General features: G+C 64.6%; 22 protein-coding genes. 5 read left to right on the forward strand and 17 right to left on the reverse strand.

Annotated elements, in window-relative coordinates:
- Nucleotides 1–7: 7 nt before the first annotated feature.
- From AB7290_RS34275 to glpD, 5 genes are read right to left on the reverse strand one after another with little or no spacing between them, the layout of a single operon-like run.
- A complete protein-coding gene (locus AB7290_RS34275; RefSeq protein ID WP_085398529.1) occupies nt 8–814 on the reverse strand; it encodes a carbohydrate ABC transporter permease in 807 nt (268 codons plus the stop codon).
- Nucleotides 814–1,788, reverse strand: coding sequence for a carbohydrate ABC transporter permease (locus AB7290_RS34280; RefSeq protein WP_085398530.1), 975 nt, complete (start codon nt 1,786–1,788; stop codon nt 814–816). The genes AB7290_RS34275 and AB7290_RS34280 overlap by 1 nt, the downstream gene beginning before the upstream one ends.
- Nucleotides 1,788–2,873 carry an ABC transporter ATP-binding protein gene (locus tag AB7290_RS34285; protein WP_085398531.1) on the reverse strand — a complete coding sequence of 362 codons (1,086 nt, stop codon included), beginning with the start codon at nt 2,871–2,873 and terminating at the stop codon, nt 1,788–1,790. Before AB7290_RS34285 ends, AB7290_RS34280 begins: the two co-directional genes overlap by 1 nt.
- Before the next feature lie 14 nt (nt 2,874–2,887).
- Nucleotides 2,888–3,964 carry an ABC transporter ATP-binding protein gene (locus AB7290_RS34290; RefSeq protein WP_085398532.1) on the reverse strand — a complete coding sequence of 359 codons (1,077 nt, stop codon included), beginning with the start codon at nt 3,962–3,964 and terminating at the stop codon, nt 2,888–2,890.
- Nucleotides 3,961–5,511, reverse strand: a complete 1,551-nt coding sequence (glpD, locus tag AB7290_RS34295; protein WP_085398533.1) for a glycerol-3-phosphate dehydrogenase — start codon at nt 5,509–5,511, stop codon at nt 3,961–3,963. Before glpD ends, AB7290_RS34290 begins: the two co-directional genes overlap by 4 nt.
- Before the next feature lie 229 nt (nt 5,512–5,740).
- On the opposite strand from glpD, the gene AB7290_RS34300 reads away from it, so the two are divergent.
- A complete protein-coding gene (locus tag AB7290_RS34300; protein ID WP_028148610.1) occupies nt 5,741–6,022 on the forward strand; it encodes a type II toxin-antitoxin system Phd/YefM family antitoxin in 282 nt (93 codons plus the stop codon).
- Nucleotides 6,019–6,444 carry a type II toxin-antitoxin system VapC family toxin gene (locus tag AB7290_RS34305; RefSeq protein ID WP_085398534.1) on the forward strand — a complete coding sequence of 142 codons (426 nt, stop codon included), beginning with the start codon at nt 6,019–6,021 and terminating at the stop codon, nt 6,442–6,444. Before AB7290_RS34300 ends, AB7290_RS34305 begins: the two co-directional genes overlap by 4 nt.
- 4 nt (nt 6,445–6,448) lie before the next feature.
- On the opposite strand, the gene AB7290_RS34310 is transcribed toward AB7290_RS34305, so the two are convergent.
- Nucleotides 6,449–7,297 (reverse strand): DeoR/GlpR family DNA-binding transcription regulator, encoded by an 849-nt coding sequence (locus tag AB7290_RS34310; protein ID WP_063985191.1) that lies wholly within the window; start codon nt 7,295–7,297, stop codon nt 6,449–6,451.
- A gap of 91 nt (nt 7,298–7,388) precedes the next feature.
- The gene (locus tag AB7290_RS34315) at nt 7,389–8,087 is read right to left on the reverse strand and encodes an HAD family hydrolase (RefSeq protein WP_085398535.1); all 699 of its coding nucleotides are present in this window, start codon (nt 8,085–8,087) and stop codon (nt 7,389–7,391) included.
- 154 nt (nt 8,088–8,241) lie between these two features.
- On the opposite strand from AB7290_RS34315, the gene AB7290_RS34320 reads away from it, so the two are divergent.
- A complete protein-coding gene (locus AB7290_RS34320; protein ID WP_085398540.1) occupies nt 8,242–8,709 on the forward strand; it encodes a nuclear transport factor 2 family protein in 468 nt (155 codons plus the stop codon).
- Between the two features lie 406 nt (nt 8,710–9,115).
- Nucleotides 9,116–9,511 (forward strand): nuclear transport factor 2 family protein, encoded by a 396-nt coding sequence (locus AB7290_RS34325; protein WP_094183814.1) that lies wholly within the window; start codon nt 9,116–9,118, stop codon nt 9,509–9,511.
- A 317-nt stretch (nt 9,512–9,828) separates the two neighbouring features.
- On the opposite strand, the gene AB7290_RS34330 is transcribed toward AB7290_RS34325, so the two are convergent.
- The 10 genes from AB7290_RS34330 to AB7290_RS34375 all read right to left on the reverse strand — a co-directional run bounded on the left by AB7290_RS34330 (nt 9,829) and on the right by AB7290_RS34375 (nt 24,031).
- Entirely contained in the window at nt 9,829–10,020 is a 192-nt protein-coding gene (locus tag AB7290_RS34330; RefSeq protein WP_028134810.1) for a hypothetical protein, read from the reverse strand.
- Between the two features lie 220 nt (nt 10,021–10,240).
- Nucleotides 10,241–10,651, reverse strand: a complete 411-nt coding sequence (locus tag AB7290_RS34335) for an acyl-CoA thioesterase (protein ID WP_085398536.1) — start codon at nt 10,649–10,651, stop codon at nt 10,241–10,243.
- A gap of 7 nt (nt 10,652–10,658) precedes the next feature.
- On the reverse strand, nt 10,659–12,755 hold the full coding sequence (locus AB7290_RS34340; RefSeq protein ID WP_085398537.1) for a 3-hydroxyacyl-CoA dehydrogenase NAD-binding domain-containing protein: 2,097 nt from the start codon (nt 12,753–12,755) through the stop codon (nt 10,659–10,661).
- A 2-nt stretch (nt 12,756–12,757) separates the two neighbouring features.
- The gene (locus AB7290_RS34345) at nt 12,758–14,041 is read right to left on the reverse strand and encodes an acetyl-CoA C-acetyltransferase (RefSeq protein WP_085398538.1); all 1,284 of its coding nucleotides are present in this window, start codon (nt 14,039–14,041) and stop codon (nt 12,758–12,760) included.
- Nucleotides 14,041–16,308: an acyl-CoA dehydrogenase gene (locus tag AB7290_RS34350; RefSeq protein WP_085398539.1), complete on the reverse strand. Its 2,268-nt coding sequence runs from the start codon at nt 16,306–16,308 to the stop codon at nt 14,041–14,043. The genes AB7290_RS34345 and AB7290_RS34350 overlap by 1 nt, the downstream gene beginning before the upstream one ends.
- Nucleotides 16,309–16,617: 309 nt before the next feature.
- Complete coding sequence (locus tag AB7290_RS34355) at nt 16,618–17,241, reverse strand: flavin reductase family protein (RefSeq protein ID WP_085399103.1); 624 nt, start codon at nt 17,239–17,241, stop codon at nt 16,618–16,620.
- 62 nt (nt 17,242–17,303) lie between these two features.
- Nucleotides 17,304–17,903: a TetR/AcrR family transcriptional regulator gene (locus AB7290_RS34360; protein WP_063985197.1), complete on the reverse strand. Its 600-nt coding sequence runs from the start codon at nt 17,901–17,903 to the stop codon at nt 17,304–17,306.
- Between the two features lie 33 nt (nt 17,904–17,936).
- A complete protein-coding gene (locus AB7290_RS34365; RefSeq protein ID WP_085399104.1) occupies nt 17,937–21,074 on the reverse strand; it encodes an efflux RND transporter permease subunit in 3,138 nt (1,045 codons plus the stop codon).
- Nucleotides 21,075–21,250: 176 nt separating this feature from the next.
- The gene (locus tag AB7290_RS34370; protein WP_028148596.1) at nt 21,251–22,357 is read right to left on the reverse strand and encodes an efflux RND transporter periplasmic adaptor subunit; all 1,107 of its coding nucleotides are present in this window, start codon (nt 22,355–22,357) and stop codon (nt 21,251–21,253) included.
- 342 nt (nt 22,358–22,699) lie between these two features.
- Nucleotides 22,700–24,031: an MFS transporter gene (locus tag AB7290_RS34375; protein WP_085399105.1), complete on the reverse strand. Its 1,332-nt coding sequence runs from the start codon at nt 24,029–24,031 to the stop codon at nt 22,700–22,702.
- A gap of 80 nt (nt 24,032–24,111) precedes the next feature.
- On the opposite strand from AB7290_RS34375, the gene AB7290_RS34380 reads away from it, so the two are divergent.
- Nucleotides 24,112–24,540 (forward strand): ribosomal maturation YjgA family protein, encoded by a 429-nt coding sequence (locus AB7290_RS34380; RefSeq protein ID WP_085399106.1) that lies wholly within the window; start codon nt 24,112–24,114, stop codon nt 24,538–24,540.

The following is a 24,540-nucleotide window of genomic DNA, read 5'->3' on the forward strand; positions in this document are numbered from 1 at the left end:
TGCCTCCCTAGACCCGACCGAGCGCGAAACCGCTCGCGATGTAATTGCGGACGAACCAGATCACGAGGGCGCCCGGGATGATGGTAAGCACGCCGGCCGCGGCCAGCAGGCCCCAGTCCATGCCCGCAGCCGACACCGTACGCGTCATGATCGCCGCGATCGGTTTTGCCTGCACCGAGGTCAGCGTCCGCGCGAGCAGGAGCTCGACCCAGGAAAACATGAAGCAGAAGAAGGCGGCGACGCCGATGCCGCTCGCGATCAGCGGCACCAGGATCCTGATGAAGAAGCGCGGAAAAGAATAGCCGTCGAGGAAGGCGGTCTCGTCGATCTCGCGCGGCACGCCGGAGACGAAGCCTTCGAGGATCCACACCGCCAGCGGAACGTTGAAGATGCAATGCGCGAGCGCGACCGCCCACGGCGTATCGAACAGGCCGATCGCCGAATAGAGGTTGAAGAACGGCAGCGCATAGACTGCCGCCGGGGCCATGCGGTTCGACAGCAGCCAAAAGAACAGGTGCTTGTCGCCGAGGAAGCGGTAGCGCGAGAACGCGTAGGCCGCGGGCAGCGCCACCGAGATCGAGATGATGGTGTTGAGGACAACGTATTTGAGCGAGTTGATGTAGCCGGAGTACCAGCTCTCGTCGGTGAAGATGCGCTTGTAATGCTGCAGCGTCGGGGAATGCGGCCACAGCGTCATCGTCGAGACGATTTCTGCGTTGGTCTTGAAGCTCATGTTGACGAGCCAGTAGATCGGCAACAACAGGAAGATCAGAAACAGCGCCATGATGACGCGGCGGCCGGGAATTGAGTGCATCAGGCCACTCCTTCCTTTGGCTTGAGTGCAGTCACGGGCTTGAGCACGGCCGAAGGCTTGGGCTCCGTCGCCGGCTCGGTCTCGGCCTGGACTTTGCGTTCGGCGCCGGCATTGGTCATGACGGTATAGAAGATCCAGCAGACGATCAGGATGATCAGATTATAGACCAGCGAGAGCGCCGCGGCCTTGCCGAGGTCGAACTGGCCGAGCGCAATCTTGACGAGTTCGATCGACACGAAGGTCGTCGAGTTGCCGGGTCCGCCACCCGTCACCACGAACGGCTCGGTGTAGATCATGAACGAGTCCATGAAGCGCAGCAGCACGGCAATCAGGAGCACGCGGTTCATCTTCGGCAGCTGGATCGCCTTGAACACGGCCCAGCGCGAGGCGCCGTCGATCTGAGCTGCCTGGTAATAGGCCTCGGGGATCGACTTCAGGCCGGCGTAGCACAGCAGCGCGACCAGGCTGGTCCAGTGCCAGACGTCCATCACGATGACGGTAACCCAGGCATCGACGGCGTTGGAGACGTAGTTGTAGTCGATGCCGATCGCATTGAGCACATAGCCCATCAGACCGATGTCGGGCCGGCCGAAGATCTGCCAGATCGTGCCGACCACGTTCCACGGAATCAGCAGCGGCAGCGCGAGGATGACGAGGCAGGCCGCCACCGTCCAGCCCTGACGCGGCATCGACAGCGCGACGACAATGCCGAGCGGCACCTCGATCGCGAGGATCACCATCGAGAAGAACAGATTGCGACCGAGCGAGGCGAGGAATCGGCCGCCGAGATCGGTCGAGGGATCGAGCAGCTCCTTGAACCAGCCGACGCCGTTCCAGAAGAACTGGTTGTTGCCGAAGGTGTCCTGCATCGAATAGTTCACGACCGTCATCAGCGGCAGCACCGCCGAGAAGGCCACGACCAGGAACACCGGCAGCACCAGGAACCAGGCTTTTTGGTTGACGGTCTTGTCCATCAGGCGGCTCCCTCCACCAGAAGGCTGTCGGCATAGACGTGGACGTGCGCCGGATCGAATTTCAGCCCGGCGGTACCGTCCGCGCTGGTGAAGCCCGCCGGCGCGCGCGCCGCGATCTTGGCCTCGCCGATGCGGACGCGTGCGAAGCGGATGCGGCCGAGGTCGTCGATGCGGTCGATCTTCGCACTGAGCAATCCGGGTGCGGGCGCGACGGCATCGACGAACTCCGGACGCACGCCGATCTCGATCTTGGCGCCGGCAGGCAGGTTGTCATAGCTGCGGTTGAGCGCGATGACATTGCCGCCGATGCGCGCCTCGCGACCCTTCACCTCGGCCGGCAGGATGTTCATGCCGGGCGAGCCGATGAAATAGCCCACGAACGTGTGCGCCGGCTTGTCGAACAGCTCGGCGGGCGTGCCGCTCTGCACCACGCGGCCGTCATGCATGACGACGACGGTGTCGGCGAAGGTCAACGCCTCGGTCTGGTCGTGGGTGACGTAGATCATCGTCAGGTCGAGCTCGCGATGCAGCGCCTTCAGCTTGGAACGGAGCTGCCATTTCAGCTCGGGATCGATCACGGTCAGCGGCTCGTCGAACAGCACGGCGGCGACGTCGGAGCGGACCAGGCCGCGGCCGAGCGAGATCTTTTGCTTGGCATCCGCCGTGAGGCGCGTCGCCTTGCGATTGAGATAGGGCTCAAGGTCGAGCAGGCGGCCGATCTCGGCGACGCGCTTGTCGATCTCGGCCTTTGGCACGCCGCGGTTCTTCAGCGGAAACGCCAGGTTCTGCCCCACCGTCATGGTGTCGTAGATCACCGGAAACTGGAACACCTGGGCGATGTTGCGCTTCTGGGTTGACAGCGGTGTGATGTCCTGGCCGTCGAACAGGATTTTCCCCCGCGACGGCGTGATGATGCCGGAGATGACGTTGAGCAGCGTGGTCTTGCCGCAGCCGGACGGGCCGAGCAGCGCGTAAGCACCGCCCTGCCGCCAGGTCATGGTCACCGGCTTCAGCGCAAAGCTTTCCTGCGGCGCATCATTGCCGCCGTAAGAGTGGGCGAGATCGACGAGGTCAATGCGGGCCATGTCGCATCTCCCCCTTACGAGCTCGGCGCGGCGACCAGACGGTCGGCCGCGTCGAAGACGAAGACATCATTGGGATCGAGCACGGCATCGATGGTCTGGCCAGGCTCGAACTCGTGCACGCCGTGCAGCACTGCCACCCAGTTCGATCCGTCGCGGGTCAGGTGCACGAAACTCTCCGAACCGGTGATCTCGGTCACCGTCACCGTGGCATGGAAGGCGTGGCGGTCGGTCTCGCCGTTGGCGAGGGCGAGCTGATGGGCGCGGAAGCCGACGCGATAGGCGCCGTCGGCGAGCGATGAATAGAGACCGGAGGCCGGCGCGGCGATGCCGCCCGCATATTGCACAGAGCCGTTCTTCTTCTCGATGCCGACGAGGTTGAGCGGCGGATCGGAGAACACCTGGGCGACACGCAGCGTCTGCGGACGGCGGTAGACGTTCGGCGTCTCGCCGATCTGGAGCGCCTGCCCCTCCCACATGCAGACCGTGTTGCCGCCAAGCAGCAGCGCTTCGGTCGGCTCGGTCGTGGCATAGACGAAGATCGCGCCGGACGCCTCGAAGATGCGCGGCAGCTCGGTACGAAGCTCCTCGCGCAGCTTGTAGTCGAGATTGGCGAGCGGTTCGTCGAGCAGCACGAGATCGGCGCCCTTCACCAGCGCGCGCGCCATCGCGGTGCGCTGCTGCTGGCCGCCGGAGAGCTGGAGCGGCGTGCGTTTCAGGAACGGCTCGAGCCGGAGCAGCCGCGCGGCTTCCGCCACGCGCTTCTCGATCTCTTCGCGCGGCTTGCCCTGCACGCGCAAGGGTGAAGCGATGTTCTCGTAGACCGTGAGCGAGGGGTAGTTGATGAACTGCTGATAGACCATCGCGACCGAACGCTTGCGCACGTCGACGCCGGTGACGTCCTTGCCGTTGACCAGCACCTTGCCCGTCGTCGGCTTGTCGAGGCCGGCGAGCAGCCGCATGATCGAGGTCTTGCCTGACAGCGTCGGCCCCAGCAGCACGTTGAGCGTGCCGCTCTCGAGCGTCAGCGAGACGTCGCGGATGTGCGGTATCCCCTCGACGGTCCGGGTCACATGATCGAGCGTCACGGTCATGGGCGTCCTCCCGCTTCCAGCAGGGGACTTTGCGGCACAGCGTGGGTTGCAATCCAGTCGTTCAATGCGGCAACCTCGTCGGCAGATAGTCGCAGGCCAAGTTTGGAGCGGCGCCAGACGATGTCTTCCGCCGTGACCGCCCATTCATTGGCCATGAGGTAGCGGACCTCGCGTTCGGTCAGTGTCGCGCCGAAGGCCTGGCCGAGATCGGCGGCCGACTTGGCATCGCCAAGCAGCTTGATGGCGCGGGTACCATAGGCGCGCGCGAGGCGCCGCGCATGCTCATGGCTGAGGAAGGGATAGCCGCGCTGGAGTTCGGCGATCAGGCCGTCGACGTCGGACACGCCCATGTCGCCGCCGGGCAGCGGCCATTTGCCGGTCCAGCCTTCGCGCGCTTTCGCACTGCGAAGATAGGGTGCGAGCCGTTCCAGCGCCTCTTCGGCGAGCCGGCGGTAGGTCGTAATCTTGCCGCCATAGATCGAGAGCAGCGGCACGCCGCCGGGTGTGTCGAGCTCGAACACGTAATCGCGCGTCGCGGCCTTGGCTTCGCTGGCGCCGTCGTCATAAAGCGGTCGCACGCCGGAATAGGTCCAGACCACGTCAGCTGAAGTCACCGGCTTGGCAAGATACTCGCTCGCGGCGGCGCAAAGGTACTCGATCTCTTCGGGCGTCGCCTTCACCTTGGCGGGATCGCCGTCATAATCGCGATCGGTGGTGCCGATCAGCGTGAAATCGTCCTGGTACGGAATCACGAAGATGATGCGGCCGTCCGCGTTCTGGAACATGTAGGCGCGGTCGTGGTCGTAGAGCTTTTTGACCACGATGTGCGAGCCCTGCACCAGGCGCACCTTGGCTTTCGCGTTCACGCCGGCGCCGCGGCCGAGCACATCCTCGACCCAGGGGCCGCCGGCATTGACCACCGCGCGGGCCTGGACCTGCGAACGCTCGCCGGTCAGCGTGTTGACCATGCTGACGGTCCAGATGCCGCCGGACTGCTTGATATCCGTCGCGCGGGTGCGGGTGCGGATCTCGGCGCCCTTGTCCGCGGCATCGCGCGCGTTGAGCACGACGAGACGGGCGTCGTCGACGAAGCAGTCGGAATATTCGAACGCGCGGCTGTAGCGGTTCGGGATCAGCGGACGGCCAACCTCGTCTCGCCTGAGATCGACCGAACGCGTCGCCGGCAATAGATGACGGCCGCCGATATGGTCATAGAGGAAGAGGCCGAGGCGCAGCAGCCAGGCCGGACGCAGGCCGGCGTGATGCGGCAAAACGAAACGCAGGGGACGGATGATATGGGGCGCGATGCCCCAAAGGATCTCGCGCTCGATCAGCGCCTCGCGGACCAGGCGAAACTCGTAATATTCGAGATAGCGCAGGCCGCCATGCACCAGCTTGGTCGACCAGGACGAGGTCCCGCTCGCCAGATCGTTCATTTCGCACAGGAAAACCGTGTTGCCCCGGCCCACCGCGTCGCGCGCGATGCCGCAGCCGTTAACACCGCCTCCGATAATGGCGAGGTCGAAAATACGCTCCAATAGACGCATCCCCCGGCGACCGCTCGTTCCTTCGAGCGACTACTTTCGTTTTTGATTAGATCACACCGAAAAGCGAAAGCAAGATGAAAGAGAGGCGAAAGGAAGTGAAAGAGGAACTTTCTGGTGGGCAATCAGCCGTGGAAATGGGCAGTTCGGACGCCAATCGAAACCGCAATACGATCTTGAATAGTCACGTAGAGCCAATATAGTCATAATAGTCACATTAGTTATATTCGGCATGACAGACCGCAGCACCGCCCCCGATTCGCCCCCGACTGACACGTGGACGCTCGCCAATGCCAAGGCACGCCTGTCCGAGGTGGTCGATCGCGCCCAAACTGGCCCCCAGATCATCACCCGACACGGCAGGCCCAATGCGGTGGTCGTTTCCGCGGATGAATGGGCGCGAAAGACGGCACGCAAAGGCACGCTAGCTGAATTCCTGCTAGCTTCGCCGCTGCGCGGTGCCGACCTCGAACTTGAACGGGTGCAGGACGAACCGCGCGACGAGATGCCGTGAACCTGCTCCTCGACACCAACGTGCTGTCGGAGGTTCAGCGGCCGGCGCCTTCCGCGAAAGTCTTGGCATGGCTCGATACGGTCGATGAGGATCGCGCGTTCATCAGCGCTGCCTCGATCGCCGAGCTTCGCCGCGGTATCGCCCTGCTGGATGATGGCCGTCGGCGCGCCGCGCTGGCCGCTTGGCTCGCCCACGACCTGCCGGCTCGGTTCGCGCAGCGCATCCTGCCGATCGACCACGTGGTCGCCGAGCGCTGGGGCGACCTGATGGCGCAGAGCCGTCGCAATGGCGTTGCGTTGTCCGTGATGGACGGCTTCTTTGCGGCCACCGCGCTCGCCAACGATCTCACGCTCGTCACACGCAATGTGAAAGATTTTGCGGCCTTCGGCGTTCCGCTGCTCGACCCATGGAGCGACGCCTAAGCCGCTATCTCAGCCGGACCACCGGCGCGGCTTCGGGCGCGGCATCCTGCGCTTCGGCCTGCGCATCATCGATATCCGCCGCATCCTTCGGCATTGCCGCCATCACCTCGATGCCCTTGCTGTGGCAGATGGTGGCGAGGCGCTCGGGCAGTTCCTGGTCAGTCACGAAGGTCTGGATCTGGGTGATATGGGCGATGCGCACCGGCGCGCTGCGGCGCAGCTTGGTGGAGTCGGCAACCAGCATGACGCTGCGGGCATTGGCGATGATGGCTTGCGCCACCTGCACCTCGCGATAGTCGAAGTCGAGCAGCGCGCCCTCCTCGTCGATCGCGGACGCCCCGATGATGGCGTAGTCGACCTTGAACTGGCCGATGAGCTGCGTCGCGGTCGAGCCGACCACGGCACCGTCGGCGCGCCGCACCGTGCCGCCGGCGACCACCACCTCGATGCGGGGATGGCGATAGAGCAGCATCGCGACGTTGAGATTGTTGGTGATGACGAGGAGGTCCTCGTGCGAGGTCAACGCGCTCGCCACCTCCTCGGTCGTGGTGCCGATATTGATGAAGAGCGAGCAGCCGTTCGGGATCAGCGAGGCGGCCGCGGCACCGATCGCCTTCTTTTCGTCGGCGGCGACGAACCGCCTCGCCTCGTAGGCGAGGTTTTCGACGCCGGAGGCGATGATGGCGCCGCCGTGGATACGGGTCAGCGAGCGGCGCTCGCAGAGATCGTTGAGATCCTTGCGGATCGTCTGCGCCGAGACCTCGAACCGGCGCGCGAGCTCCTCGACCATGACGCGCCCCGAGGCGCGCGCGATGTTGAGGATTTCGGCTTGGCGATGGGTCAATCCGGTCACGGCGATGGCCTCAAATCAGGAAAGCGCATGGTGCGGCGGTTCGCACGTTCGGTCAATGCGCTCAGCGATCACGGTTAACGGACAAAGCCTCTCACCATGCCATCGCGGCGGCGAGACGCGCGAGCAGTTCCGGATCGTCGAACGCGCTGGCGGAGGCAACCGCGCCGGCGCCAACAAGGTCGGCATGGCTGAGGCTCGTCCGGATGCCGATGGTCGGAATGCCGGCGGCCGTCGCCGACTGCACGCCGGAGCGGGAATCCTCGAACGCGATCGAAGCCGTCGCGCTGCCGCCGACGAAACGCAGCCCCTCCTGATAGGGCAGCGGGTGCGGCTTGCCGTGCGGCAGCTCGTCGCCGATCACAAGCGCCCTGAAGCGGTGCGTGATGCCGAGACCGGAGAGCAACAGCTCGGCATTCAGACGCGGCGCGTTGGTCACGGCGACCATGGGAATGCCGGCGGCATCCGCGCGGTCGAGCAGCGCCATCAGACCCGGAAGCGGCTCGATCTGTCCGGCGACAAGTGTGCGGAAGACGACCTCCTTCTCTCCGAGGATCACGGCGCGCCGTTCCACGGTTTCGTCGGGCAGAAAGCGCTCGCCGATCGACGCATTGGCGAAGCCTTGCAGCTCCCTCGAAAAGCGCGCGTGATCGAACACATGGCCCAGCGGCCCAAGCACCTGGTTGAACGCCTTGAGGTGCAGCGGGTCGGTGTTGGCCAGCGTGCCGTCGATGTCGAACAGCAGCGCCCTGCCCGTCACTTGCCCCCGCGCCTGCCCTTTGGCCTCGATCATTTCCGTACTTTCCCGAATGCACGATGCATCAATGCGAAACACGTATCAATGCAGCCCTGATCGCGCAATGACGCATCGACATGACCGCCACGCGACACTCGACAAAGTCGCGCGCGACTGCAACACTCCGCGCAAGACCAAAAAGGAGGAAACGATGACGATCAACCGACGCGATCTGGCTCTCTCGACTCTTGCCGTCTCAACCCTTGCCGTCTCCGCGCTTGCTCTCACAGCACCGGCGTTGGCGGCCGCGGCGGATGAGGAAGCCGTGGCGAAAAAGGTCGAGGCCTTCCGCCTTGCCCAGATCGCGGCCGATCCCAAGGCGCTCGGCGCGCTCTGCGCCGACGAGGTGAGCTACAGCCATTCCAACGGCAAGGTCGAGGACAAGGCGACCTTCGTCACCAACGCCACCGACGGCAAATCAAAATTCCTGTCGATCGAGTACAAGGACCCGACCATCAAGGTCGTCGGCCCCGCCGCGATCGTGCGCTTCCACTGGATGGGGGAACAGGAGATGGCGGCCGATGGGAAAAAAGTGTCGACCAATCTTCACATCCTGATGAACTGGCAGAAGCAGGGCGACGATTGGAAGCTGCTGTCGCGGGCTGCGACGAAGTTGTGATTGCGATTCTTTCCCTCTCCCCCTGTGGGAGAGGGTGGCTCGCGGCGTAGCGGCGAGACGGGTGAGTCCCTCCGCGAGCAGACCTCTCACAATTGAATTCGCAGATTCAGGCTCCCCTCATCCGACGCTATAGCCGAAGCTTTGCTTCGGCGTTCTCTTAGCATAGGCCGCCGAAGGCGGCCTATGCACCTTCTCCCACATCCGCCTTCGCCAAGGCTTCGGCGGACATGAGGGGAGAAGGAAAAGGCAGCGGTATCAAGGGCTGCAAAAAATTCCGACCACGCTTTGCGCGTCAGAAATCGCGCCGCCTGGCGCAATGCAGCGTATTGCGACGACGATTGCGACCTGGCGCTCGACACAATCAAGTGCGGCTGCAACAGTGGGCGCAAGATCAAGGACGGAGGATATGATGACACTGAATCGCGACCATGCTGCCACGACGGACCACGAGGCGGTGGCAAGAAACGTCGAGGCATTTCGCCTCGCCCAGATCGCGGCCGATCCGAAGGCCCTCCGCGCGCTGTGCGCGGACGATCTGAGCTACAGCCATTCCAGCGGCTTCCTCGAGGATAAGGCGGCCTTTATCGCCAACGCCACCGACGGCAAGACGGAGTTCCTGTCGATTACGTACAAGGACCCGACCATCAAGATCGTCGGCCCCGTCGCGATCGTGCGCTTCCATTGGCTGGCCGAGATGATGACCGGCGGACAGAAAGTGGCAAACAGCCTTCATATCCTGATGAACTGGCTGAAGCAGGGCGACGATTGGAAGCTGTTGTCACGCTCCGCGACGAAGTTGTGATCGACGCTCTTACCCCCTCCCCCTGTGGGAGAGGGTGGCATAGGCGGCCTTCGGCCGCCGTTCTTGAGAACGCCGATGCTTTGCATCGGCTATGGCGACAGCGGCGAGACGGATGAGGGGTTGCCCTCGCGGGCGACCCTCTCACGATTGAATTCGCGGAAACAACCCCTCATCCGGCGCTTCGCGCCACTTTCTCCCACATCCGCCTTCGCCAAGGCTTCGGCGGACATGAAGGGAGAAGGAAAAGGCAGCGGCATCAAGGGCTGCAAAAAATTCCGACCACGCTTTGCGCGTCAGAAATCACCAGCGGAAGGCGCCTACGCCGCTTCCTTCACATCGCCGTTAACCAGCTTGCGCGCGGCACGCTCGGCTTCGCGTGCGTTGCGGAAGAGCTGGCCTTCAAGGCGATTGAAGCGGTGCGACGAGGCGAAGAAACAATAGCCTCCCTGAGAACGAACGACGATACCTGCGGTTTGCGAGTCGACTTCAATAATGTAGCTGTCCGGCATGGTCCGTAGATTCCTCAGTGCGGGCAAATAACGGCAATCCTGCCCAAAGGTTCCTGAGCATTTGAGGCCGTTTCCACCCCGAATCGACACGCAATTGAGTACGCCGGGACCTCATCCGTTTTATGACTTGTTCTTGGCGAAGCCGCGACGCGGTGACTCAGTCGCGCCGCGTTTGGCGTGCCGCAAGTTTGCGTGAGATAGGGCAGAGCGTCGCGCGCGATTACGTCGCGATCGGCGGATCGTTGCGCTGGATCGCTTGCGGACGGCCGTCATCATCGATCGAGACGTAGGTGAAATGACCGTCGGTGACGAGGATCGGCTGGAGCTCCCTGCGCCGCAGCGCCCAGGCTTCGAGATGCACGGTCATCGAGGTGCGGCCCACGCGGACGAGATTGGCGTAGACCGAAACGAGATCGCCGACATAGACCGCTTTGCGAAAATTCATCGCCTCGATCGCCACGGTGACCGTACGCGACCGCGCGAGCTTTGATGCGAACACGCCGCCGCCGACATCCATCTGGCTGAGCAGCCAACCGCCGAAGATGTCGCCGTTGGCGTTGGTGTCGGCGGGCATTGCCAGCGTGCGAATGCAGAGATCGCCGCGCGGCTCGGTGTCGGACGTTTCGGTCATGTCGGTCTCACCTAAAATTGTCCCAGCCCGGATCGGGCGCAAAGCGCCCGCCGAATCGCTCGGCCAGCGCGCGCAGGGTGGATACGACATTTTCCACGCCGCGCATGCGCGCGTAGTTCAGCGGACCGCCGCGGAACGGTGCATATCCGGTGCCGAAGATCATGGCGCCGTCGACCGCATCGGCATCGTCGACGATACCTTCGCGGAGTGCCGCGACGCAGACATTGGACATCGGCAGCACCAGGCGGTCGATCATCTGGTCGGTGACGCGCGGGCCGGTCTCGGACAACGGCGCCTTCTCCGCCTTGCCGTCCTTCCAGGTGTAAAAACCCTTGCCCGTCTTGCGGCCAAGCTCGCCCTTGGCGACCTTCTCGCGCAGCCAGGCCGGCGTCGGCGGGAGCAGATCGCCGAACTTGGTCCGTAGCATGTCGCCGACGTCGAGGCAGATGTCGAGCCCGACCTGGTCGGCGAGCTCGATCGGCCCCATCGGCATGCCGAACTGCTCGGCCGCCGCGTCGATCAGGCGCTGGTCGATCCTCTCATCCAGCATCACCATCGCCTCCAGCATGTAGGGCGTCAGCGCACGGTTGACGAGGAACCCGGGCGAGCTCTTCACGGAGAGCGGCAGACGGTCGATCGCGCCGACGAAGGCGAGCGCCTCCTTCAGCACCTGCGCGTCGTTGCCGTCATGGCTGACGACTTCGACCAGCTGCAGCCGCGACACCGGGTTGAAGAAGTGCAGGCCGACGAGACGATCGGGCCGCGCCAGCGTGGTGCGCAGATCCTGGAGCGGAATGCTCGACGTGTTGGTCGCAAGGATCGCGCCCGGCTTCATCTTCGGCTCGAGGCCCGCATAGACCTTCTGCTTCAGCTCGAGCTTTTCCGGCACCGCCTCGATGATGAGATCGGCGTTGCGGACACCCTCGCCGTCCATGTCGGGGATCAGACGATCCAGCGCGTCGCGCACCTCGGTCGGCTTGCGGATGATCTTGCCGTAAAGCTCAGCGGCGCGCTTCAACGCGCCGGCGACCGGCTCCGCCTTCATGTCCGCGAGCGAGACGCGCAGCCCCTGCCCCGCACACCAGGCCGCGATATCACCGCCCATGGCGCCGGCGCCGATGACGTGAACATGTTTGACCGAATTGCCGCCGCCGGCCGTCTTCTTCATCTGCTCACGCAGGAAGAACACGCGGATCAAATTCTGCGCGGTCGGCGTCACCATCAGCCTGGCGAACGAGGCTTGCTCGGCCTTCAGCATCGCGGCCTTGCTGCCGCCATGGGTCTCCCAGAGATCGATCAGCGCGTAAGGCGCCGGATAATGCTCGCGGGGCGCGGCCTTCGCCGCCTCCGAGCGCATGCGCCTGGCCAGCAGCCCGCGCACGGGACCGAAATTGGCCGCGTGAGTCAGAAGGTCCGGACGCGCCCGCTTCAGACGGCCGAACAGTGCATCCTTCACCGCGTTGCGGACGTGCCGCTCCTGCGTCACGGTATCGACGAGGCCGAGCGATCTGGCGCGGCGCGCATCGATGGTGCGGCCGGTCAGCATCAGCGCCATCGACTGCGTCGGATTCACCAGCGCGGTGAAGCGCGCGGTGCCCCCGAGGCCGGGATGCAGGCCGAGCATCACCTCCGGGAAGCCGAAGCGCGCGCCGTCGATCGCAATGCGCGACTGGCAGGCCAGCGCGACCTCCAGCCCGCCGCCGAGACAGAAGCCATGGATGACCGCGACCGTCGGCAACCTCAAGGCTTCCAGGTGATCGACCACGGCATGCGCCGCGCGGATGCGTGTCTCGACCATCTCGGGATCGCTGGCACCGCGGAATTCGTTGACGTCGGCGCCGGCAATGAAGCCGGACGGCTTTGCCGAGCGGATCACGAGGCCCGCGGGACGCTCGGTCTCGATCGCCGCGAGCACGGCATCGAACTCCTCCATCACGTCCGCGGACAGCGTGTTGGCGCTGGCATCTGCGCGGTTGAACAGCAGCCAGGCGACGCCGTCGGCATCGCGCGTCAGCTTGAAGTGCTTGTAGGGGCTGTCGGTCGCGGGCCTGGGCCCAAGCTCCAGCACGCGGTCGCCGAGCGCGGTCATGATCCTGGAATCCATGGTCACACCGCCTCGATCAGCATGGCGCCGCCGAGCCCGCCGCCGATACATTCGGTCGCGACGCCGCGGCGCGTGCCGAGCCGCTTCATCGCGTTGACGAGATGCAGCACGATGCGGTTGCCGGAGGTGCCGACGGGATGGCCGAGCGAGATGGCGCCGCCATCGACGTTGAGCCTGTCACGGTCGATCTCGCCGGCCGCGCCGTCGAGGCCCAGGATCTCGCGACAGAATTTGTCGTCGTTCCAGGCGGCGAGACAGCCGAGCACCTGCGTCGCGAAGGCCTCGTTCAGCTCCCAGGTCTCGACGTCCTTGACGGTGAGGTCATTGCGTTGAAGCAGCGGCGTCGCGGACATCACGGGTCCCAGTCCCATGATGCTGGGATCGAGCGCGGCCCAGTGGCTGTCGACGATGACAGCCTTCGGCGTCAGTCTGTGCTTTGCGACCGCCGCGTCGGAGGCGAGGATCACCCAGGAGGCGCCGTCGGTGATCTGCGACGAATTGCCGGCGGTGACCTGGCCCCACGGGCGCTCGAACACCGGCCGCAGCTTTGCGAGCGTCTCGGCCGTCGAGTCCGGCCGCACGCCGTCGTCATGGTCGAAGAATTTTCCGTCGCGGGAGAACGCTGTCTCGACCTCGCCCTTGAGAAAACCTTCGGCCTGCGCATGCGCGAGCCGGCGATGACTCTCGGCGGCATAGGCGTCGGACTGTGCCCGCGTGATGCCGAAGAGATGGCCGACGACCTCGGCGGTCTGGCCCATGTTCAAGTCGGTGATGGGATCGGTGAGCCCGCGCTCGAGGCCGATGATCGGCTTGAGATAGCGCGGCCGCAGCTTGAAGGCGGCAGCGAGCTTCGCGGCCACGCCCTTGGCGGTGGCAAGGCCGGCGAACCAGCGCACACCGGAGTTCGGCCAGACCAGCGGCGCGTGGCTCAGCGCCTCGGTGCCGCCGGCGAGGACCATGTCGGCATGACCCTCGCGGATGTAGCGGTAGGCCGTGTCGATCGACTGCATGCCGGAGCCGCAATTGATCTGCACGGTGAAGGCGACCATGTCCTCGCCCATGCCGAGCCGGAGCGCGGCGACGCGGGCCGGGTTCATCTCGTCCGCGATCACGTTGACGCAGCCGAGGATGACCTGGTCGAAATCATCGGGTGAAAACGGCTGACGCGCCAGCAGCGGCCGGCCGCATTGCACGGCGAGATCAACCGGCGTGAACGGCCCCGGCCCCGAACGCGCTTTGAGAAACGGCGTCCGGCTGCCGTCGACGATGAAAACCGGTCGTGCCATCAGCTCGCCGCCCTCTGTTCACCGAGTTCCTGGAAGAACTGATGCACATCTCCGGTTTTCTTGTAAATCGGCGACAGCGCTTCGGGCGCAAAATCATCGACCTCGATCACTTTTGTGACGGCTTCATGAGCGGCCGCAAGCTGCTCGCCTTCGGCCTGCGTGATCACGCCCTTGGCGACGCCATCCTTCCAGTCGCGGATGTGCGCGGCCCGCATGCGCTTGGCGATCGCATCGGTGCCCGCAACGAGCTTGAACGCGCGCTCCAGCCGGGCAAAGCCGCCGTCGTCGTCGACATGGGCGAGATCCGGCGTGAGACGCTCGCGCGCGGCCGATGGCTCCAGCACGAGACTTGCGCATTGGTGCACGACACGGTCAGACGGGCCGAGCACCCGCGCGCCGAAGGGCTGGACCACGAGCTTGAGGATAACAGCGACAAAACGGTTGGGCAGATTGGCGAGGATCTCGGCAAGCCGGTTCTCGATGGTCTTGAAGCCGGTCGCCATGCACCATTCCAGCGCAGCAAAATCCTCCTTCTGCCGGCCCTCGTCCTGCCAGCGTTTCAGCGCGGCGGAGAGCAGATAGAGCTCGGAGAGGATGTCGCCGAACCTCGCCGACAGCATCTCCTTGCGCTTGAGCGCGCCGCCGAGCGTGAGCAGCGCCATGTCGGCGCAGAGCGCAAAGGCCGCAGAGTAGCGCGCGAGCTGGCGGTAGAATGGCGTTGCATCGCCCGCATCCGGCGCAAGCGCGAAGGCGCCGAAGCTCCAGCTGCGGCCGAACGCACGCAACAGCGTCTGGAAGCTATGGCTGACATGTTTCCAGAACGCTTTGTCGAACGCGGCGAGCCCGCGCTCGCGATTCGTGTCCGCAAGCGCGTTCATCTCGTCGAGCAGATAGGGATGCGCGCGGATCGCGCCCTGCCCGAACACGATAAGGTTGCGGGTCAGGATGTTGGCGCCCTCGACCGTGATACCAACAGGCACGGCGCGGTGCAGATTGCCGAGATAGTTTTGCGGACCGTCGATCACGGCCTTGCCGCCATGGATGTCCATGGCGTCGTCGACCGCGGTGCGCATCCGCTCGGTCGCGTGCAGCTTCATGATGCCGGAGATGACGGCGGGATGGATGCCGGCATTCAGCGCCGCGCAGGTCAGCCGGCGTGCCGCGTCGAGCTGGTAGGCGGTGGCGACGATGCGCGCGAGCGGCTCCTCGACGCCCTCGAATTTGGAGATGGAGATGCCGAACTGCTCGCGGATGCGGGCATACGCGCCGGTGGTGCGGGCGGCATAGGCGGCACCGGCCGCCGATAGCGACGGCAGCGAGATGCCGCGGCCGGCGGCAAGCGCCGTCATCAGCATCTTCCAGCCCTGCCCGAGTCTCTCCTTGCCGCCGATGACGTAGTCGAGCGGGATGAAGACGTCGCGGCCCCAGTTCGGGCCATTCTGGAACACTTGCATCGACGGCAGATGACGATGGCCGATCTTGACGCCGGGCAGATTGGTCGGGATCAGCGCGACAGTGATGCCAAGCTCTTCCTGGCTGCCCACGAGATGATCAGGATCGTAGGCCTTGAAGGCGAGCCCGAGCAGCGTCGCGACCGGGCCGAGCGTGATGTAGCGCTTGTGCCAGTTGAGCCTTAGGCCAATGACCTCGCGGCCCTCGAAATCGCCCTTGCAGATGATGCCGGTGTCGACCATCGAGGCGGCGTCGGAGCCGGCTTCGGGGCTAGTCAGGCCGAAGCACGGAATGTCGCGGCCGTCGGCGAGGCGCGGCAACCAGCGCTCCTGCTGCTCTTTCGTGCCGAAGCGCATCAGAAGCTCGCCGGGCCCGAGCGAGTTCGGCACCATCACGGTGACGGCCGCCGCAATCGAGCGGGTCGAGATCTTGCGCACCACTTCCGAATGCGCATACGGCGAGAAGCCGAGGCCGCCAAACTCCTTCGGAATGATCATGCCGAAGAATTTTTCGCGCTTGACGAAATGCCAGACCTCCTGCGGCAGGTCGCGCCATTCCCAGAAGATCTTCCACTCGTCGAGCATGGCGCAGAGCGCGTCGACCGGGCCGTTGAGGAAGGCCTGCTCCTCGGGGGTGAGCGTCGCCTGAGGCACCTCCAGCAGCTTCGACCAATCCGGGTTGCCGGTGAAGAGATCGGCATCCCACCAGACGTCACCGGCCTCCAGCGCCTCGCGCTCGGTGTCGGACATCGCTGGCAGCACGCCGCGCGCCCAGGAGAAGATCGGCTTTGTGATGGTGTCGCGGCGGAAGCTCATGGCTGACCTCATGCATCGGCGCGGTTATCGGCATTTTAGCGGAAAGTGGCCGGGGTAAGTGAACACTTCGCGAGCAAAAAGACGCGAATTGACGCGGCCGGGCGGCCGCCCCGGGGGCCATAACGGCCGGGGCGTGGGGGCAGTTCCGGGGAGGGGAATCGGGCTGAATGCCCTGTCGTCATTCCGGGGCGACGCGCAAGCGTCGAGCCCGGAATCCATAACCACCATCGGGAGTATGGATTCCGGGCTCGCGCCTAACGGCGCGCCCCGGAATGACGATGCGGAGAGAGTGGCTTAACCCGGATCAGATCAGTCCGGCCGCACCATCTCGAACATGTTTTCCGGCTTGATCTCGAAGTAGTCGCCGCGACGGCCGGCGCGGACGATGGGGCGGGCGGCGGCGGTCTGGTAGACGCCGTCCTTGATCATGGCCTTGTCGATATGGACGGCGACGACCTCGCCCAGCGTCAGCCAGGCATCGGCCTCCTTGCCATCGGCGCCCTTGAGGCGGACGATGTCGGACACCTTGCACTCGAAGGCAGCCGGGCTCTCGGCCACGCGCGGCACGTTGACGAGCTTGCCGGGGACGGCGGTCAGCCCTGCGAGCTTGAACTCGTCGACCTCGGGGCCGACATGCGCGGCGGTCGCGTTCATGTGCTTGGCGAGATCCATGGTCGTCAGATTCCAGACGAACTCGCCGGTCTGCTCCATGTTCGACACCGTGTCCTTCCAGTTGGTGGAGGAAAACCCGATGATCGGCGGCACGTAGCAAAAGGCGTTGAAGAAGCTGTAGGGCGCGAGGTTGACGTGGCCCTTGGTGTCGCGGGAGGAGATCCAGCCGATCGGCCGCGGCGCGATGATGGCGTTGAAGGGATCGTGCTTGAGGCCGTGGCCCTTGGAGGGCTCGTAGAAATAGAGGTCTTTGTCGGTCACGGCGAGGTCTTCCCCTGATCCAGGCTACGTCGGCCTGCTTATAGGGGAAATTCCAGCGCCCGTCAGTGGCGCGGCGACAGACCGGCGATGACGAAATCGATCATCTGGTCGATGGTCGGGCCCGGCTTGGTAGCGCACTGGGCGATCATCTGGGGGTGGAAGAAGCGCATCATCGCGGTGCAGGCGCACATCGAGGCCAGTTGCAGGTCCGGCGCCTCGAACTCGCCGGACGCGGTACCTTGCGCGATCACCTGGCCGATGACGCCGGCAATGCACTCCATATGGGCGACGCAGACGTCCCAGTCCTCCTGCATCGCGATCTCGACCATCTCATGCAGCTTGTTATCACCGACATAGCGCTCGGTGTTCATGCGGTGGATGGTGGTGAGCAGCTCGCGGAAGCGCGGGAGCACCGGACCAGGCCTCGCCACGATCCGCTGCGCTTCGATCTCGACCTCGCCCATCAAGGCCCGCGCCACCGACTGGTGGATCGCCTTCTTCGATTCGAAGAAGCGATAGACATTGGCGGGGCTCATCCTGAGCTCCTTGGCGATGTCCCCGACCGTGGTCTTCTGGTACCCGATCTGGCGAAACAGCCGCTCGGCCACCTCGAGGATACGATCCCGGGTGTCGCCTTCGATATGTTCCGCAACCAGTGTCATGTGTCAGGACTCGTCCATCAGCAGTCTTCTCATTTATTCAGCCGCTTCAGCAAGCGGAATTGCGTGCTGGTCATCGCTCCCATGCTGCGGCGCGGCAGGCTGCTCGGGGGTGCCCGCCTCGTCCAGGCTCTTCCTGAACCACAGGGCGTAGAGGCCCGGCAGGTACAGCAGCGTCAGGAAGGTCGCGACGAACAGGCCTCCCATGATCGTGATCGCCATCGGGCCCCAGAAGGCCGAGCGCGACAGCGGGATCATGGCCAGGATCGCGGCGAGCGCCGTCAGCACCACCGGCCGGGCGCGGCGGACGGTTGCCTCCACGATCGCCTCGCGGCGGGTCAGGCCGTGGGAAACGTCGGTCTCGATCTGGTCGACCAGGATGACCGTGTTGCGCATGATCATGCCGGCGAGTGCGATCAGGCCGAGCAGCGCCACAAAGCCGAACGGGGCATTGGCGACGTTGAGGCCGAACGAGGCACCGACGATGCCGAGCGGCGCGGTGAGGAACACCAGGATCAGGCGCGAGAAGCTCTGAAGCTGGAACATCAGCAGCGTCAGCATCACCATGACCATCAGCGGGAAGAGGATGAAGATCGAGGCGTTGCCCTTGGCGGATTCCTCGAACGCCCCACCCGGTTCGATACGGTAGGCCGGCTCGAGATTGTCCTTGATCGCCTTCAGCTTCGGCGTGATCTGGCTGGTGACGTCGGGCGCCTGCACGCCGTCGACGACGTCGGAGCGCACGGTGATCGCCATGTCGCGGTTACGCCGCCACATGATCGGCTCCTCATGGGCATACTCGATCTTGGCGATCTGCTGGAGCGGCACGGCGACGCCGTTCTTCGAGGTGATGGTCAGATCGCCGACGCCGCCGAGATCGAGTCGTTCGGACGGGACCGCACGAGCGACCACGGCCACCTTCTCGATGCCGTCGCGAATGGTGGTAACCTGCGCACCCGAGATCAGCATCGACAGCGCCTGCGAGACGTCCTGCGGCGTCAGGCCCATGGCGCGGGCACGATCCTGGTCGACGACGAGCTTGAGGTAGGGCGACTGCTCGTTCCAGTCGAGCTGGACGTCCTTGACGCTCTTGTTCTGCCGCATGACGTCGCGGACCTGATAGGCGATCTCGCGCACCTTGTTGGCGTCGGGGCCGATCACGCGGAACTGGACGGGGAATCCGACCGGCGGACCGAAGTTGAAGCGGTCGACGCGCACGCGCGCCTCTGTCAGCATGCCCTCCGCAGCCGCGTTCTCGATCTTGGCCTTGATGCGCTCGCGCGCCTCGACGCCCTTGGCGACGATGACGATCTCGGCAAACGCCTCGTTGGGAAGCTGCGGATTGAGGCCGAGCCAGAAGCGCGGCGAGCCCTGGCCGACATAGGACGTATAGGTCTCGATGTCCTTGTCGTCCTTGAGCAGCGTCTCGGCCTTCTTCACCGCCTTCTCGGTGACGTTGAAAGCGGTGCCCTCGGGCAGGCGAAGCTGGAGGAACAGCTCGGGCCGCTCCGACAGCGGGAAGAACTGCTGCTGGACATGGCCGAAGCCGACGATCGAGGCGATGAAGACGCCGACGGTCGCGGCCACCACGGTGATGCGGTGGTTGACGCACCATTGCACGATGGCGCGCAGGCCGCGGTACATGCGGGTCTCGTAGACCGCGTGCGGATCGTGATTGTGGTGCACCTTGATGTTGGGCAGCAGCATGACGCCGATATAAGGCGTGAAGATCACCGCCACGAACCAGGAGGCGACCAGCGCGATCGCCACGATCCAGAAGATGCTGCCGGCATATTCGCCGACCGCGGAATTGGCAAAGCCGATGGGGAGGAAGCCAGCGGCCGTGACCAGCGTTCCCGTGAGCATCGGAAACGCAGTGGATTCCCAGGCAAAGGAGGCCGCGCGAAAACGGTCCCAGCCCTGCTCCATCTTCACCACCATCATCTCGACCGCGATGATGGCGTCATCCACCAGCAGGCCGAGCGCGATGATCAGCGCACCGAGCGTGATGCGGTGCAGATCGAGCGACATCATGTTCATGACGACGAAGACGATACCGAGCACCAGCGGCACCGACAGCGCGACCACGATGCCGGTGCGCCAGCCGAGTGCCAGGAACGAGACGAACAGCACGATGACGAGGGCTTCCATGAAGGAGTGCACGAACTCGCCGACGGCGTGCTCGACCACCTTGGGCTGGTCGGCGATGAGCTTGACGTCGATGCCCTGCGGCACCGCCTTCATGAACTCGGCGGTGGCCTTCTCGACCTCCTTGCCGAGATCGAGGATGTTGGCGCCCTTGGCGGTGACGACACCGATGCCGATCGCGGCCTTGCCTTCCTGGCGCACGATGAAGCTCGGCGGGTCGACATAGCCGTGGGTGACGGTGGCGATATCGCCTAAACGGAACACGCGGCCGTTGCTCTCGACCGGCGTCTCGGCGACGGCCTTGGCGCCATCGAGCGCGCCGGTGACGCGCAGCGGCACGCGCTGCGACGAGGTCTCGACCGTGCCGGCCGGAGTCACGTTGTTCTGCTTGGCGAGCGAATCGAACAGCGCCTGCGGCGTGATGCCGAGAGTGGCGAGCTTGGCGTGCGAGAATTCGACGAAGATGCGCTCGTCCTGGTTGCCGTAGACGTCGACCTTGGTCACACCCGGCACCTTCAACAGGCGCTGGCGGAAGCCTTCCGAGACCTTCTTGAGCTGGGCATAGTCGGCGCCGTCGCCGGTCATCATGTAGAGGATGGAATCGACGTCGGAGAACTCGTCGTTGACGACGGGTCCCAGAATGCCCGACGGCAACTGGCCCTGCACGTCGGCGAGCTTCTTGCGCAGCAGATAAAACAGATACGGCACGTCCTTCGGCGGCGTGGAATCGCGGAAGGTCACCTGGAGCGCGGTGAAGGCCGGCTTGGAATAGGTCTGCACCTTCTCGAAGTAAGGCAGCTCCTGGATCTTCTTCTCGATGGGATCGGCGACCTGCGTCTGCATCTCCTGCGCGGTCGCGCCCGGCCAGATCACGGAGACGTTGACCACCTTCACCGTGAAGAACGGATCCTCGGCTCGCCCGAGCTTCTGATAGGAGAAGAAGCCGGCGACGCCGAGTATGATCATCAGGAACAGGACCAGCGTCGGATGGCTGACGGCCCAGGCCGAAAGGTTGAAGCGCTTCATCGCACTCTCCAAAGATGGTCCAATTGCAAAAAAACCACAGCCACTCTGTTCAAACCGTCGTCGCGAGGCAGCGAAGCAATCCAGGGGGCTGGGCAGGTTCTGGATCGCTTCGCCGCTTCAGCCCCGGCATTTGCGCTTGGGCCGAAACTCACCTCACACGACGTGACTCGTAAACTCTAGAAAGACAGCGACGAGACGATCCGCACCCGCTGGCTCGGATCGAGCTTCTGCACGCCGAGCGCCACGATCTTGGCGCCCTCTTCGACACCGCTGGTGATGATGACGTCGTTGCTCTCGTAGGACTTCACCACGACCGGCTTGAGCGTGACGGCGCCATTGTCGTCGACGACATAGAAGGAGGGCTTGCCGCCTTCGTTGAACAGCGCCGACAGCGGCAGCCGCGCGACGCGCTCGGTCGCGGCATCCGACAGCGTCAGCGTCGCGGTCATGCCGAGCGAAACCTTGTCGTCGGCCTCGGGCAGCGAGAACTTTGCAAGATAGGTGCGCGTCGACGGATCGGCCGTCGGCGCGATCTCGCGCAGCTTGGCCGCATATTTCTTGTCCGGCTCCGACCAAAGAGTGACGCTGGCGGCGCCCGACTTGGCACGTCCGACCAGCGTCTCAGGGATCGCGACGACCGCTTCCTTCTCGGCAAAGCGGGCGACACGGATCGAAGTCTGGCCTGCGGCAACCACCTGGCCGGGCTCGATCAGCGTTGCGGTGACGACGCCACGGGCGTCGGCGTTGAGCGTCGCGTAGGAAAGAGAATTCTTGGTCAGCTCGACTGAGCGCACGGCCCGGTCCAGACGCGCGCGGGCCTCGTCGGCGGCGGCGCGGCTCGAATCCATCGCCGCATCCGTAGTCCAACCCTTGGCCTTCAGATCCTTGGCGCGCTGCTCGGCAGCGGCGGCCTGGGCCAGCACGCCGGTCGCGGCGGTCTGCTCGGCGACGGACTGCTCGGCCTGGAGCTTCAGATCGACCTCATCGAGGGTCGCGAGCGGCTGGCCGATTTCGACGGTCTGGCCGACCTCGACCAAGCGCTTGGCAACCTTGCCGGCAACCCGGAAACCGAGATCGCTCTCGATCCGGGGCCTGACGGTGCCGACGAAGCTGCGCTCGGGCGTTTCGGCATCATAATGAGCTGTTGCCACCAGAACCGGCCGCGGCGGCTCGGCCTTTTCAGCGACGGTGTCATTGCACCCGGCCAGCGCAGCGGCCATGAGGGCCAGCGACACACCCGCCAAGAGCTTGGAATAGCTGGACAAAACTGACCGAACGAACATCGGAGGACACTCCCGCGACTGCAATGAGAGGAATGTCGACTAATCACTGATAAAAGTCAATAATCGTCAGTTATCAGGAAAGCGTGATCGTTAAGGGGTGGTAAGGATTTGGATGGCGGTTGCCGGGAGGGTGCGATCGTAGGGTGGGCAAAGCGGAGCGTGCCCACGATGCCTGCCGGAATCAGGAAAATGGTGGGCACGGCGCGAATCGCGCCTTTGCCCACCCTACGAGAGCCCGTAGCCCGGATGGAGCGGAGCGCAATCCGGGGCCTGCAGGCTGTAGCTCGGAGCGCCCCGGATTTCGCTTCGCTCCATCCGGGCTACGCAGCGGTGAGTGCTGCTCTACCGCCCCTGCCCGGCGAACTCGTGCTTGCTCTCGTGGCCACCGACAAAAACCAAAATGCCGGCGATCAGGGGCAGGACCGCCAGCACCAGCAAGCCGGTCGAGGTCTGGCCGGTGGCTTCCTTGACCCAGCCGATCAGGTACGGCCCGCCGAAGCCGGCGAGATTGCCGATCGAGTTGATCAGCGCGATGGCGCCGGCCGCCGCCGTGCCGGAGAGCCAGGCGGTCGGCAGGGTCCAGAACACGCCGAAGCAGCAGAACACGCCGATCGCCGCCACAGTGAGCACCACCATCGTCATGGTGGGATCGGTGAGATAGGAGGAGACGGCAAGCGCGACGGCGGTGAGCAGCAGCGGCGCGCCGACATGCATCACGCGCTCGCGCGTCGCATCGGAATGCCGCGCCCACAGGATCATGGCGATGGTGCCGAACAGATACGGGATCGCGGTGACAAAGCCGGTCTGGGCGTTGGTGAGGCCGAACGCCTTGACGATCTGCGGCAGCCAGAACTGCATGCCATAGAGCGCGCCGACGAAGCCGAAATAGACGAGGCTCAGCATGATCACCTTCGGCGACGACAGCGCCTCGCCGAGCGACAGATGCTTCACCGTCTGCTTGGCCGCGATTTCCGAATCGAGCCTGGACTTGAGCCAGGCCTTCTGATCGGCCGAGAGCCAGTCCGCCTTCTCCGGCCTGTCGGTGAGATAGAACCAGGTGACGATGCCCAGCAACACCGAGGGGATGCCTTCGATGATGAACAACCACTGCCAGCCCTTCAACCCCATCGCACCGTCGAGCCCGAGCAGCAGGCCCGAGACCGGCGCACCGATCACGGTGGAGACCGGGACAGCGATGGCGAAGGCCGCGAGGAAGCGGGCGCGATACTCGGCCGGGTACCAATAGGTGAGATAGAGGATGATGCCGGGGAAGAAGCCGGCCTCGGCGACGCCGAGCAGGAAGCGCAGCACGTAGAAGCTCGTCACCCCGCTGACCAGCGCCATCAGCGCCGAGATGATGCCCCAGGTCACCATGATGCGGGCGATCCAGCGGCTCGCGCCGAACTTCTCCAGCGCCAGATTGCTCGGCACCTCGAAAATGAAATAGCCGATGAAGAAGATGCCCGCGCCCCAGGAGAAGATCAGCGGCGTGAACTTCAGCTCCGCGTTCATGGTCAGCGCGGCGAAGCCGAGATTGACGCGGTCGAGATAGGAGAAGAAGTAGGCCAGCACCAGGAACGGAATCAGGCGCCAGGAGATGGCGCGGATCGTCGAGGTCTCGATTTCCGACTTGGCTGAGCCGGCGGAACCGGCATAGGTCGTGGTCTGGCTCATGGCTTTCCCCCCGGGGTTGTTGCTCTTATGGGCTGGTTGCGGTTTTGAGCATCGCGGGCAAAGAGTCAATGGAGCGAGCAATGCACGGGGCGCAACCGGATAAACCTGTTGCGCCGCTACAGACATCACTGATCCGCGCCGGCCTTGCTCTTGCGGTCATCGCCTGCGGGCTGTCGTTGCGTTGGTACGGCTTTCCGCTCGGGCTTCCCGCCTTCGTGGTGAAGTATGGCGGCTCGCTGCTATGGGCGACGATGGTGTTTCTGCTGGTCGGGGTGTTGCTGCCGGGGATGTCACGGAGCCGACTTGCAGCCATCGCCGTGGCGATCGCGATCGTCGTCGAGTTCTCCCGGCTGGTGCATGCGCCCTGGCTCGATGCGTTTCGGCTCACCACCGCGGGCGCGCTGCTGTTAGGACGGATCTTCTCGCTGTGGAATCTGGTGGCGTATGGGGTGGGGATTGCGTTTGGCGTTTGGGTCGATGGTCTTGTAGGGTGGGCAAAGGCGCGTTAG

The organism is Bradyrhizobium sp. 613_E4_N2_2 (genome assembly GCF_052075995.1).
Classification (GTDB): Bacteria; Pseudomonadota; Alphaproteobacteria; order Rhizobiales; family Xanthobacteraceae; genus Bradyrhizobium; species Bradyrhizobium barranii.